General features: G+C 37.6%; 14 protein-coding genes. 10 read left to right on the top strand and 4 right to left on the bottom strand.

The genetic code is table 11. The features are described from left to right. Positions 1 to 32: 32 nt before the first annotated feature. Positions 33 to 263: a DNA polymerase III subunit theta gene (locus tag BM329_RS07360; RefSeq protein WP_092551032.1), complete on the bottom strand. Its 231-nt coding sequence runs from the start codon at positions 261 to 263 to the stop codon at positions 33 to 35. Between the two features lie 328 nt (positions 264 to 591). On the opposite strand from BM329_RS07360, the gene ftnA reads away from it, so the two are divergent. The 9 genes from ftnA (at position 592) to htpX (ending at position 8,277) form a co-directional block, all read left to right on the top strand. After that, positions 592 to 1,098 (top strand): non-heme ferritin, encoded by a 507-nt coding sequence (gene ftnA, locus BM329_RS07355; protein WP_092551028.1) that lies wholly within the window; start codon positions 592 to 594, stop codon positions 1,096 to 1,098. 229 nt (positions 1,099 to 1,327) lie between these two features. After that, entirely contained in the window at positions 1,328 to 1,714 is a 387-nt protein-coding gene (gene copC / locus BM329_RS07350; protein WP_092551025.1) for a copper homeostasis periplasmic binding protein CopC, read from the top strand. Then, positions 1,714 to 2,709, top strand: a complete 996-nt coding sequence (locus tag BM329_RS07345; RefSeq protein ID WP_092551022.1) for a CopD family protein — start codon at positions 1,714 to 1,716, stop codon at positions 2,707 to 2,709. Before copC ends, BM329_RS07345 begins: the two co-directional genes overlap by 1 nt. A gap of 86 nt (positions 2,710 to 2,795) precedes the next feature. Then, positions 2,796 to 3,149 (top strand): YebY family protein, encoded by a 354-nt coding sequence (locus tag BM329_RS07340; RefSeq protein WP_092551019.1) that lies wholly within the window; start codon positions 2,796 to 2,798, stop codon positions 3,147 to 3,149. 368 nt (positions 3,150 to 3,517) lie between these two features. Beyond that, a complete protein-coding gene (locus tag BM329_RS14695; protein ID WP_177216212.1) occupies positions 3,518 to 3,682 on the top strand; it encodes a hypothetical protein in 165 nt (54 codons plus the stop codon). Positions 3,683 to 3,947: 265 nt separating this feature from the next. Next, positions 3,948 to 4,304, top strand: coding sequence for a GAF domain-containing protein (locus BM329_RS07335; protein ID WP_092551016.1), 357 nt, complete (start codon positions 3,948 to 3,950; stop codon positions 4,302 to 4,304). A gap of 95 nt (positions 4,305 to 4,399) precedes the next feature. Continuing rightward, entirely contained in the window at positions 4,400 to 5,095 is a 696-nt protein-coding gene (gene proQ, locus BM329_RS07330) for an RNA chaperone ProQ (RefSeq protein WP_092551013.1), read from the top strand. Between the two features lie 19 nt (positions 5,096 to 5,114). After that, on the top strand, positions 5,115 to 7,211 hold the full coding sequence (prc, locus tag BM329_RS07325; protein ID WP_092551010.1) for a carboxy terminal-processing peptidase: 2,097 nt from the start codon (positions 5,115 to 5,117) through the stop codon (positions 7,209 to 7,211). 181 nt (positions 7,212 to 7,392) lie between these two features. After that, positions 7,393 to 8,277: a protease HtpX gene (htpX, locus tag BM329_RS07320; RefSeq protein ID WP_092551007.1), complete on the top strand. Its 885-nt coding sequence runs from the start codon at positions 7,393 to 7,395 to the stop codon at positions 8,275 to 8,277. A gap of 195 nt (positions 8,278 to 8,472) precedes the next feature. On the opposite strand, the gene BM329_RS07315 is transcribed toward htpX, so the two are convergent. From BM329_RS07315 to hxpB, 3 genes are all read right to left on the bottom strand, one after another. Next, positions 8,473 to 9,834: an L-cystine transporter gene (locus BM329_RS07315; RefSeq protein ID WP_092551004.1), complete on the bottom strand. Its 1,362-nt coding sequence runs from the start codon at positions 9,832 to 9,834 to the stop codon at positions 8,473 to 8,475. Positions 9,835 to 10,312: 478 nt separating this feature from the next. Beyond that, positions 10,313 to 10,891, bottom strand: coding sequence for a metal-dependent hydrolase (locus tag BM329_RS07310; protein ID WP_092551001.1), 579 nt, complete (start codon positions 10,889 to 10,891; stop codon positions 10,313 to 10,315). 353 nt (positions 10,892 to 11,244) lie between these two features. Continuing rightward, positions 11,245 to 11,910: a hexitol phosphatase HxpB gene (hxpB, locus tag BM329_RS07305; RefSeq protein ID WP_092550998.1), complete on the bottom strand. Its 666-nt coding sequence runs from the start codon at positions 11,908 to 11,910 to the stop codon at positions 11,245 to 11,247. A gap of 471 nt (positions 11,911 to 12,381) precedes the next feature. Here hxpB and BM329_RS07300 point away from each other — a divergent pair, with 471 nt between their 5' ends. After that, complete coding sequence (locus tag BM329_RS07300; RefSeq protein ID WP_092550995.1) at positions 12,382 to 12,894, top strand: hypothetical protein; 513 nt, start codon at positions 12,382 to 12,384, stop codon at positions 12,892 to 12,894. The last annotated feature ends 273 nt before the right edge of the window (positions 12,895 to 13,167 follow it).

Genomic DNA, 13,167 nt, shown 5'->3' with positions numbered 1-13,167 from the left:
ATTGGGTGGTGGTTATCTTTTCCATTATTTCCTCAACGACTTCTGGGTTCATAAGGCAAGCGCGACATAAATCGTGATTGCTGGCGATAGTGTTGCAAGCGCTGCCGGAAATATTCTCGCAAATGTTGCGGTTGTGATTGCTCTACAGTATCAGGAATGACAGGCATGTTATAGCGTTCTTTAAAAGCAACACCGGATGCTGCTAAATCAACATTGACCTTATCCATCTCATTTTTAGATAGCTCGGCTAAATTATGTCCCATTTATGGCCTCTCTGAAAACTTACTTCTCAAAGGAGAAAATTAATCAACTCTTTTTTGTTTAGCAAGTGATTTAAAAAAGTTTTAAAAAAACATTGGGTAAACATAAATAATATCAATTATCATTTTTATTAAAAGGCTTTTTTAATGGAGAGTTAAATAAATAAAATTGATTCTTGTTTACTTATATTTAATGAGATTTATTCTTGTTGTCTTATTTAATAAAACCATTAATTATCAATTAATTAGATATTATTATTTTATTTTTGTCTTATATGTTTTTAATTGGCATAATAGTCGGAGTTTAATGAATTATTAGGAGGGTTGGCTGATGTTAAAAAAAGAAATGATCAAAAAATTGAATGAGCAATTAAATTTGGAATTTTACTCTGCTAATTTATATCTGCAAATGAGTGCATGGTGCAGTGATAAAGGGTATGAAGGTGCAGCTGCATTTTTAAAAACGCATTCTCAGGAAGAAATGCAGCATATGCAGCGTTTGTTTGATTATTTGGGTGATACTGGTTCAATGCCTGTCCTGGGAGCTATTCAAGCTCCTCCTGTTGAGTTTAACTCTATTTCTGACGTATTCAATCAAACTTATGAACATGAAAAATTGATCACAGAAGAGATCAATAAACTTGCTCATGTAGCGATGATGACTCAGGATTATTCTACATTTAATTTCTTGCAATGGTATGTCGCTGAACAACATGAAGAAGAAAAACTGTTCAAATCTATTCTGGATAAATTGGGTATGGTGGGAGAAGGTGGCAAGGCGTTGTTCTTACTTGATAAAGATCTGAAAAGTTTATCTATGGCATCGGCACGTGCCTGATAAATAGCCAATTAAGTTAATTGGCACTGCTTTTTAACCGTAATTCTTGTTTTACGTATATCGTTGAAGCAAGAATTACGGTTCTTTTCATTTTTTGTCCCCATTTTTGCGTAGTGCCTCACAGGTCAAAACATTGTTCATCAATGATCGCAGATTAAAGCGATTTTTTGATATAGAATCCCCTCCGTGTAAATATAAAAATTCATCTACATATTAAAGGGTTATCTATATGTCTATTCTTAACATCCGTTCATTCTGGACCAAATTATCTACTCTTGTGGTTCTGTTTGTCGGTATGTCCTGTCAACAGGCTTTGGCTCATGCACATTTGAAAGATCAGATTCCTGCAGAAAACGCAACTGTTGAAGCCGTTCCACAAGCTATAACCCTAAGTTTTTCAGAACGCATTGAACTTGGATTCAGTAAGATAAAATTAATTGGTCCAGAAAAGGCAGAGGTTAAAACCGGTAAGCTGGAACTTGATCCTGAAACCAAAACTAAATTAATCCTGCCAGTTGAAGGTAAACTCACTGCCGGAGAATATAGAGTTGACTTGAGTGTACTTTCTGTTGATGGCCATAAAACCAAAGGTGTTTACAACTTTACTGTAAAATAATGATCTCTTTAGAAGCTCTATACCTATTTTGCCGTTTCTCTCATTTTGTCGTTGTCATGTTGATGTTTGGCCTTAGTTTATTCACGGTGATGCTTGTTTCAGGCCATTTTTCAACGCTGATGAGGGAGCGGTTAAAAGTTGTTATTTTAATCAGCACTGTGTTGGCTTTAATAACTTCAATCGTCTGGTTTATCGTTCAAGCTGGGCTGATGGGAGATGGCTGGCAGGATATTTATATGCCTGAAATTTGGTTGGCTGTATTGAATACCTCTTTTGGGCAGGTTTGGCAATGGCAGCTATTGGTTGCAATACTTGCTGCTGGGGCGTTGTTCCTATCCAATATCAGAATCAAAAATCTCTTGTTGCTGAGTTGTTCGGTCATTTTATTATCCAGCCATGCTTTTATCGGCCATGCAGCTATGCATGAAGGTAATTTAGGGTTACTACTGCAAGCTAATCAGATTGTTCATTTGCTGAGTGCGGGTTATTGGTTTGGTGGACTATGGCCGTTTTTACTGTGTCTACAGTTTTTTCGTATTAAAAAGGCATCAGAACCCGATCAATACCGTAATGGTGTATATGCAGACAGGACAAGCGCAGGGAATGCAGATAATAGTGAGAATATCGCTGCTGATCAATATTCGGAAACTAGCTTATATTCGGAAAGTATTGCGGCGATGAGAAAGTTTTCTTTTTATGGGCATTTCGCTGTTTTTCTGGTGATAATAACAGGAATTGTCAGTAGTGTTGTCTTAATTCCCGGATGGCCGACTTTCAGTCGTGCCCTTTCTGAATATCAATCCATGTTATGGCTGAAGATAGTATTGGTCGCTGGTATGGTACTTTTAGCACTGCTCAACCGCTACATGTTAGTTCCTAAATTGAGGCAGCAAAGGTGTTACCAGTTATTAATAATCAATAGTTGGCTGGAAATTATCTTAGGAACATCGGCACTATTATGTGTGGCTATTTTTGCGACACAATCTCCTGCGTGATTCTTGAATGATTGATGTAAATCTGGGTATATAAGCAGATGAATTAGCGATAAAATTACAGCATGTGTTTATCAGGGGGAATGGTAATGAAACGAGTATTGTGGGCTCTGCCTTTTTTTCTTCTTTCTTTTCAGGGGATTGCTGCCCCGATACAAACTGTCAGTAAATTACAATTTGGTAAACAATGGGCATTCACCCGTGAAGAAGTTATGCTTGATTGTCGTTCGGGTGGGGCATTGTTTGTTATAAATCCTAGTACATTGATGCAATACCCATTGAATGATCGGGCAACGCAACTGATGAAATTTAATAAAGTTATTGCAACATCACTAGATACGATCCTCTTAGACAATCCTGAACAACCAGCTGAAAAGATGAGTATTGAGCCATTTCAGAAAGCAGCATTAGCTTTATGTGATCAATCAAACGATAAAAAGTAATGCTTGGTTGATTCAATTGCTGTAAAGAAGAGCAGTCACTACCTCATAAGAGTAAAAATTTGGTAGATCATAGTATGTCAACTACTCTTTAATTGGTAAGTTGTTCTACGTCTCAATGACAATTTTTAGCGTAAGTCTCTTTGAATAAGAGTCATTTTCCCTGGGCCGAGTAGAGGAGTGAACTCGGCCTTTTTTTGTTTGTTACGAGGAAGAGACATCTTTACTCTTTTTTAATAAATTATCTTATTTTCTTATACATATAATGATGCGATTAAAATGATCATTCAGAATGCTAAATAGCATTCCAAAATTGTAGAGCGCTTCCTTACTCCTCGGTCGACAAGAAGTAAGGAAGCCTTATCATTTGAATGTATTACGATTACGAAAACCTATTTAGTGAGGTTGTTATACCTGTCGTTTTTCAAGTTGCAGCTTTGTTGGCTGCGCTCACTCACCCCGGTCACATAGTTATCTATGTTCCAGGGGATTCGTTCCTTGCCGTCGCGCTGCATCTTGAAATCCAATGGGTATAGAACAAAAGTATGAACAAAAGCACATTTATGGCTGCAAATCAGACTAATTTTGAATATAACCTGTGATGTATCCCCGAATTTTATCAGAGAATACTGGTAAAAATAATTAAAGAAAATTTAAATTCAGACAAATAGACGATATCCTGAAAGAGTTTAATTATAGTGGTAAATTCTTTTCGGAAAGAGGTGTCAAAGAGAGTAATAATCTTTTATGTGAGCTTTTTGTTTAAATTGTGTTAAATTTTAATCTGCCGCATAGGGGCGTATGGACAAGAATGAATTTTATCAAGAGTTAGAGAATAGTTTGATTGCACTGTTGTCAGGTGAATACGACTTTATCGCTACTCTTGCCAATACAAGCGCATTGTTATATGAACGTTTAGATACTGTTAATTGGGTTGGATTTTATTTAATGATAGCCTGTGATGCTGCCAGCAATGCTGAGATTGTTCTTCCTTTGGAAATCAATGGAAAAATCATTGGTGTTTTGGATATAGATAGTACGGTTTTTGGCCGGTTTGATGAAAATGATGAAAACGGCTTGAAAGCCCTATTTATCAGGCTTTGTGAGCATTTAAGACAATGTGTTGTGTCAAAATATCTACAACAGAACGTAACTTAACATACGTATAACGTGGCATTTATCAGTAAGGCTATTATAATGTCGCCTGTTCATGCCTGCGCTGGTTGGCAAAACCGTTGTAATCAGGAAATTTCATGGAAAATCAACCTAAGTTGAACAGTAGTAAAGAAGTCATTGCTTTCTTGGCTGAGCGTTTCCCGCTTTGTTTCGTAGCAGAAGGTGAAGCACGTCCTTTGAAGATTGGTATCTTCCAGGATATCGTTGAACGTATTCAGAATGAAGAGGGTTTAAGTAAAACGCAACTTCGTTCTGCTCTGCGCTTGTATACTTCCAGTTGGCGTTACCTATATGGTGTCAAAGAAGGGGCTCAGCGTGTTGACCTTGATGGAAATATATGTGGTGAGCTGGAAGTTGAACATATTGAACATGCACGCCAGCAATTAGCAGAGGCAAAAGTGCGAGTACAAGCTCAACGTGCTAAGAAACGTGAAACTGAAAATGTATCTGACAAGAAAAGTGAGCGCCCTGTAAGTAAAAAAGCGGCTCTTCGCCGTCAAGCATCAGGTGATGGCGCAAAACGTCCATCTCGTTCGCAAAACCGTCTGCAACAATCGCCTAAATCAGCAGATAAAACCACAAAGAAAATTGCACAACCTGAGTTGAACTCAGTCACAGACGTATCCTCTTTGAAAGTCGGGCAGACAATCAAAGTAAATGTAGGAAAAAGCATAATGGATGCTTCTGTGCTAGAAATTGCCAAAGATGGTGTAAGAGTGCAGTTACCTACTGGTTTGGCAATGATTGTACGCGCAGAACACTTAAAGTTCTGATACGGAGGCCAACTCGGGCATGAACAAACTCATTATTTTGGCTTTCGTTTTAGGACTATCATTTTCTAGTACAGGGTATGCTGACACTGTCAGTGGCAAGTCGGTCAGTAATGGTACTGCCATTAGTGACAGTGTTGTTAATGGTAACAATACAGCTACTATTAATCTGAATCAGCTGCCAGATTTAAAACCGGAACCACAACATTCCACAGTGAGTAAGCGGATTGTTTCCCGCTTTCTTCGTTCTCACTACCGCCAACTTTATCTGAATGCAGATTTTTCAGGGAAAATTTTTGATCGTTATCTGAATCAGCTGGATTATGGACATAATGTTTTTCTGGCATCAGATATTGCACAGTTTTCAGATCAAAAGGGCGTATTAGGAAAAGAGCTTGAAGAGGGTGATTTAAAGCTTCCTTATGCCCTGTTTAATTTAATGCAAAAGCGTCGTTTTGAGCGCTATCAATATGTTCTCTCTTGTTTAGAGCAGCCCATCGATTTGAATAGTCATGACACGATTGAAACAGATCGTTCTAAGGTGCCGTGGCCAACGAGTGTTGAAGAACTAAATAACCTTTGGAGCGCTAAGATTAAATTTGATTGGATAAATCTCAAATTATCAGGCAAAAATGATAAAGAAATCCAAGAAACACTGACTAAACGTTATCGGATGTTACTGAAACGTCTCACACAGAGCAAGAGTGAGGATGTTTTTCAAACGATCATGATGTCTTTTGCTCGTGAAATAGATCCTCATACTAGTTATCTATCCCCTCGTGATACAGAACAGTTTAACTCAGAAATGAGCCTATCTCTCGAAGGTATTGGTGCTGTTTTACAATATGAAGATGAATATGTCACCATTCGCTCATTACTTGCTGGTGGCCCTGCTGCTAAGAGTAATTTGCTGAAAGTTGGAGATAAAATCATAGGTGTTGGTCAGGTCGGCAAGCCTATAGTAGATGTTGTAGGGTGGCGTCTGGAAGATGTTGTCACTCGTATCAAAGGGCCAAAAGGCAGCAAAGTCCGTCTTGAAATCATTCCGAGTACGAAAGGGGCAAAAAATCACATTGTGACCTTGACTCGTGAAAACATCCGTCTTGAAGACAATGCGGTCAAAATGTCGGTAAAAACGGTCGGCAAGGAAAAAGTGGGTGTTCTTGACATACCGAGTTTCTATGTTGGTCTGACTAATGATGTAAAAGTACAATTACAGAAGCTCACTAAACAAGGAATTTCCGCGATTGTCATCGATTTGCGCAGTAATGGTGGTGGTGCATTAACAGAGGCTGTATCACTATCCGGCCTATTTATCTCTACTGGTTCAATTGTTCAGATCCGGGATAATACTGGTCGAGTTAAAGAAGAATCAGATACGGATGAAGCCGTATATTATAAAGGCCCATTAATTGTTTTAGTTGATAATAGAAGTGCATCAGCGTCTGAAATTTTTGCTGCTGCAATGCAAGATTATGGTCGTGGATTAATTGTCGGTGAACCTACTTTTGGTAAAGGTACAGTTCAGCAATATCGGTTTCTGAATCGAATATATGATCAGATGCTAAGGCCTGATTGGCCGGAGATTGGTTCTGTACAATACACTATTCAGAAGTTTTATCGGGTGAATGGCGGCAGTACTCAGCTCAAAGGTGTAACGCCTGATATCATCATGCCGACAGGGGAAGATACTTCTGAAATAGGTGAGAGCCAAGAAGACAATGCGTTACCATGGGACAGTATTCAACCTGCGCATTATACTTCCTCAAAAGTGATTTCAACATTAGTTCCATTACTGACTAAGTTGCATAATCAACGCACGGTTAATGATCCTGAATTTAAATATATTAAACAAGATATTGCTTACTACAAAGTTATCAAAGATCGTAAAGGAGTTTACTCTTTGAATTATGCTCAAAGAGAGAAAGAAAATAAGGAATACGAGACAATTAAGTTGAATCGTATGAATGAGCGTTTTAAACGTGAAGGAAAAAAACAGCTCAAGTCTCTTGATGATTTACCAAAAGACTATAAAGGGCCAGACCCTTATTTAGATGAATCAGTAAAAATTGCGCTGGATCTTGCGCATCAGCCTGCTGAAGCGGCTATAACGAAATAGTTTTTAAACTTCGTTATTAATAGAGGGTCAGCTTGATAGCTGGCCTTTTTTTGTTATATTGTAAAGTTATGTTGATTCTATCGTTTAACATCTTAAAAAACTTGAATAATATGGGATAAATCCCCATTTTATGGCTTAATTATTAATTGAACTGTTTGATAATTAAAGGAAGCAAATTTATATGATGAGAATAGCCTTGTTTCTTCTCACTAACCTTGCTGTCATGGTAGTGTTTGGAATAATACTTTCACTTACCGGAGTTCAGCGGAGTAGTGTTACTGGCCTTATGATTATGGCTGGTTTGTTTGGTTTTGGTGGTGCATTCATTTCTTTATTAATGTCAAAATGGATGGCTTTGCGTTCTGTTGGTGGTCAAGTTATCGAGAAACCTTCCAATGAAACTGAAGCTTGGTTGATGGGAATAGTACGTCGTCAGGCTGATCAGGTTGGAATTACGATGCCACAAGTGGCTATCTATGATGCTCTTGATATTAATGCATTTGCCACAGGAGCACGCCGTAATGCTTCTCTGGTTGCTGTTAGTACCGGGCTACTGAATAATATGAGTTGTGATGAAGCGGAAGCTGTTATTGCTCATGAGATTAGTCACATTGCTAATGGTGATATGGTAACGATGACCTTATTGCAGGGCATTGTGAATACATTCGTTATCTTCATTTCACGTATTATTGCGCAGGCTGCTGCAAGCTTCCTTTCCAGTAATGATGATGAAAGCGAAAGCAACAGCAATGGTAATCCAATTGTTTATATGGTGCTTTCCATGGTACTGGAGATAGTATTTGGTATTCTGGCAAGTATTATTACTATGTGGTTCTCTCGTCACCGTGAATTCCATGCGGATGCTGGATCAGCGAAACTAGTTGGTCGTGAAAAGATGATAGCAGCATTGCAGCGTCTTAAAACCAGTTATGAACCTCAGGAAGAGGGGCGTATGATGGCATTTTGTATTAATGGTAAATCTAAAAGCTTCAGCGAATTATTCTTATCTCATCCACCATTGGATAAGCGTATTGAAGCTCTGCGTAGTGGTGAATATATAAAATAATGCATAGTCTTCTTAGTAAGAGAAGCTTGAACTGCCGTCGGTTATTTTATTAGAGAGTGGGGAAAAACCGGAACTCATAATGGGTTCCGGTTTTTTTTGACTGATTTTAATTCGTCCTCCTTTGTTATGTATAGTTCAAAGGAGGGCATATTCTATCTCGTCAAATTAAGCTTGTTTTAATTCCACATCTTCATCTTATTCAAATATGTCTTTATTGGTTTTACCCATTAATTGGCTAGTGACTGTACCGGCAGTCATTGCACCATTGACGTTTAATGCTGTGCGACCCATATCAATGAGTGGTTCAACAGAAATTAATAGTGCAACTAAGGTTACAGGCAGACCCATCGCTGGTAAAACGATTAGTGCTGCAAATGTTGCACCACCTCCAACACCAGCAACACCCGCAGAGCTGATAGTGACAATTCCGACGAGGGTAGCAATCCATAAAGGATTGAAGGGGTCAATACCTACAGTTGGAGCAACCATCACTGCCAACATGGCTGGATAAATACCTGCACAGCCATTTTGTCCAATAGTGGCACCGAAAGAAGCGGAGAAGCTGGCAATCGATTCTGGTACACCGAGACGACGAGTTTGTGTTTCAACATTCAGCGGAATACTTGCTGCACTCGAACGGCTGGTAAATGCAAATGTCAGTACAGGGCCAGCTTTTTTGAAAAATTTCAGTGGATTAATGCCAGTAAAAGCCAAAATACAGCCATGTACAACAAACATCAAACCAAGAGCAATATAAGAAGCAACGACAAAATTACCTAATTGCGTAATATCGTGAATATTCGAGCTGGCTACAACTTTAGTCATCAGAGCCATGACACCGTATGGTGTTAGGAGCATAACTAGTCTAACTAGTTTCATTGCCCATGCTTGTAGAGTATCAATGGCGACCAGAGCTCGTTCACCGCGTTCATGGTCATCTTTAAGCATTTTCAATGCAGCAACGCCTAAAAATGCTGCAAAAATCACAACACTGATAATGGAAGTCGGGTTTGCTCCAGTCAGATCAGCAAAGGGGTTTTTCGGGATAAATGAGAGAATAATTTGGGGTACACTCATATCTGCAACTTTACCAATATAGTTGGTTTCAATAGTTGATAAACGAGCTGTTTCTTGAGTACCTTGAATTAATCCTGCTGCACTTAGTCCAAATAGATTAGCAATTATGATACCGATTAAAGCGGAAATTGCAGTAGTGAACAATAACGTACCAATTGTCAGGAAGCTGATTTTTCCTAAAGAAGATGCTTTATGTAAACGCGCGACTGCACTTAGAATAGAGGCAAAAACCAATGGCATGATAACCATTTGCAATAACTGTACATAACCATTACCAACGATATTGAACCAGTTAATTGATTCTTTTACTGTAAGATTATCTGTGCCATAAATGATATTCAATGCTAGCCCAAAAATGATACCTACGACTAGAGCCACGAGAACCTTTTTGGACAAGCTCCATTTATCTGAACTTGTTTTTGCTAATAAGATGAGCAGTGCTACAAAAACGAGCATGTTAATGATGAGTGGTAGATTCATCCCTAGTCTCCAAAATGTTTATACCTTCATTTTTCAAATTGTTGCTTTTTTTGCTGAATTACAACTTGTAATCAATTAGGTATACCAATATCTGTATGAAATATATTTATTATTCATGGTTTGTATTGAGATAAGTGATGATAGCAGTTTCAAACTACCCACTTATTGATTGTGCTATCGCTCAAAAATCTATCAGATACAGGCCATGAAAAGCTATAAGATAGAATTTTATCAGTATAAAAATTTACTTTCTTATAATTAAATGGAATTTAATATAATTATTTTCCACTAGTTAGTGAAATTGGTTATATGCCCTAATCTATGTCGACTTTACTTTCTATACCCAATGGATTTCAAGTTGCATCGCGACGGCAAGGGAGCAAATCCCCGGGAGCATAGATAACTATGTGACCGGGGTGAGCAAGCGCAGCCAACAAAGAGGCAGTTTGAAAGACGAAGTGTATGTACGATAAGTCAGCTACTTGTAGAGATTTTTTAGCTTATCAATTGATAATTGATCGAACGGTAACTTATCTAAGTAATGCGTGAATGAAAAATCAATGTACTGTGGAAGAATAATAGCAATCACTAGTACCAAAACAGCAATAAATCGTTCAGCTTTTTTGCGTTCTTTTCCTCTAAGAATTGGGATACAAAAGCGTGTTCTCAGTGGCCATAAAAGTGGAATACCGGCAGGAGTGAGCATATCGGCAATCAGATGGCTGATATAACCGACAACCATCGCGTGGATGAAGTCGGTTGGAATGGGCCAATTGGAGGGGATTTCCGTCTGGAAGAGAGTCATTCCCACCATTAGCGCTAATAAACTATGTGTGAATCCACGATGGCCACATAATTTTGCGATTGGAATGGATATAAAACGGAATAACCTGCCTAAAGTGGAGCTTGGGTGGTCAATGTCAGGTAATAGTGAAGCCAGAAGTACACCGGGAAGCATATGTAACCAATCTCCCTGTGCGATTTCTGGTGTGATTTCTAACTGGTGAGCCAATACAAGGCTGGCGACGGAAAAAAGAAGATGCCCTTCTGCTGTCATAACGATTTATGCTAATTATTTATGCTGTTTATACATACAGTTGGCAGTATAGAGGTTTTTGCATAAGGATGATAGAGGGTAAACAAGAATAATCTTTTATACCCGTCGTCTTTCAAGTTGCAGCTTTGTTGGCTGCGCTTGCTCACCCCGGTCACATAGTTAGCTATGCTCCCGGGGATTTGCTCTCTTGCCGTCGCGCTGCATCTTGAAATCCATTGGGTATATTTATTGATATATAACACCAATATTTAATCTATTTTTACCTATATCAGCCAGGGATATAACAGGGTGTTTGATTTTTGCACTGCCAGATGCATGGAGCACATGTATGCAGCATGGCAGCACGGTAACCATCAGGTAATATTCTCTATTGTTAATTTTTCCAGTGAATTCAATTTAATGTCAGCCAGTGACCAGCGAGGATCATCAAAATGATGGGCGGCAGGAACAACAATTGAACGCATTCTTGCAGCCTTGGCTGCTATCATGCCATTAAATGAATCTTCTAACGTAACGCATTGAATCGGGTTAACGTCAAGTTGATTGGCGGCTTGTAAGTAAACTTCTGGGTGGGGTTTGCTATAAGGTAAGTCTGCGGCAGAAATGACAGCATCAAAGTAGTGCCGTATATTAAATAATTCAAGTACCTGTTCAAGCATCCCATAGGGAGATGCAGAGGCCAGACCGATTTTTAATCCACGTTCGTGGCAGAGGTTTAAAGCATATTCTACGCCTGGTAATAAGGGGCGGTTTTCTTTTACTAATCGAACTACATAATTGATGATGCGTTGTGCAACTTCATTTTTAGAAGTACCTTGCCACGGTGCAGCCTGATACCACAGTTCAACAACCTGATCTATCCGTAATCCTAATGTATCAGGCAGTTTTTCTGCTAAAGTCAAATCCAATCCTAATTCACCGAATATATGTTTTTCTCCTTGTTCCCAATAAGGCTCAGAATCAATGAGCAATCCGTCCATATCAAAAATGGCGGCTTCTATAGGTAAAAAAAATGACATGATTGTTTCTCTCCGCAATGATGATAGCGATTAATAAAATTTGATTGTAGCAATCTCAGTGAGTTAAATCTCTCTGTAGGTAGATAACAAAGAAAGAAATCGTTTTTTAGGAAAAATAAGAGCATTACTCTACAAATGGAGTTAAAGTAAGCTTCTTATAAACTATTATATATAGAAATGCATAATTATCTTTAAATAGCGTGATTCTGATTGATATCATTACAGAAGAGTAAAATAAAAATATTAAATTATTATTATCAATATGATTATTAATAAATGTCATATTAATATAATTAAAATATATTGCATTGTGGCAAATTTGATTCCAGTAATGCTAATTTATAATGTTTTTATTTTGTTTTTCTTTGGTATGGTGGTGCTGTAAGCAGCTTACTAATTAAATATGGGCCAGTTGTTATTTTGGTTTATGTATAAAAAATAATAATACCATTAACTAATGAGGGTACTATAATGGCTGATATTAATATGTCAATTGCCTTAGATTTGAAAAACATCGTAGCATTAAATTCTTTGTCTAAAAATGTTAGTCAAACCGTAAAATTAAATAGTAGATATGTTCATTTGTTGGCTTTAAATGATGATGATTCATTCAAAGATTATTCCGGAAAAATTGCGACAATTCCCAAGGCTAAGGTAGGTGATAATGCCAATTTGGTTGTAGTTAATTATTCTGAATATGATTCTGTATTATCTGCAGTACTAATTAAATATGAAGTGGTAAATTCCAGAGATTCTGTTGATAACATTCATGTAGTGTCAGATTCTGTTAAAAGACTAGCTATTGATGATACTGTAAATATGGATAATAATGAAGAATTCATAGACGTACAACTTTATTATTGGACTTCCCGTATTGAAAAATTAAATGTTACTGAAAAATATAATGGATTATTAAAAATATATTCAGGGGAAGATTTCTTAGGATATGCATCTTTTGAACAATCAATTAAATACACGGGATAATTTTTAAAACTAATCAGTTCAGAATGTAGCTCATATTTTAGTTAATTATTTCAAGGCCTCGCACTCGCGGGGCTTTTTTGTATCTATTGGGTTGGTAATGTAACAAAATAATAACTGTGCCAGAATGTTCTATGCAGCTTTTAACATATAATGTTATTTGATTTGTTAAAATATATTGATGAAATTGGTGTATGTAAATCATAAATATTGAGAAATGACATTGAATGTGATTTAAAAACCACATGTTAACCCTTATTGTTAAGGAGAATTGAT

The organism is Xenorhabdus koppenhoeferi (assembly GCF_900116635.1).
Classification (GTDB): Bacteria; Pseudomonadota; Gammaproteobacteria; order Enterobacterales; family Enterobacteriaceae; genus Xenorhabdus; species Xenorhabdus koppenhoeferi.
Note: the sequence above shows the minus strand (reverse complement) of the source record. Positions and strands in the feature narration are given on the sequence as shown.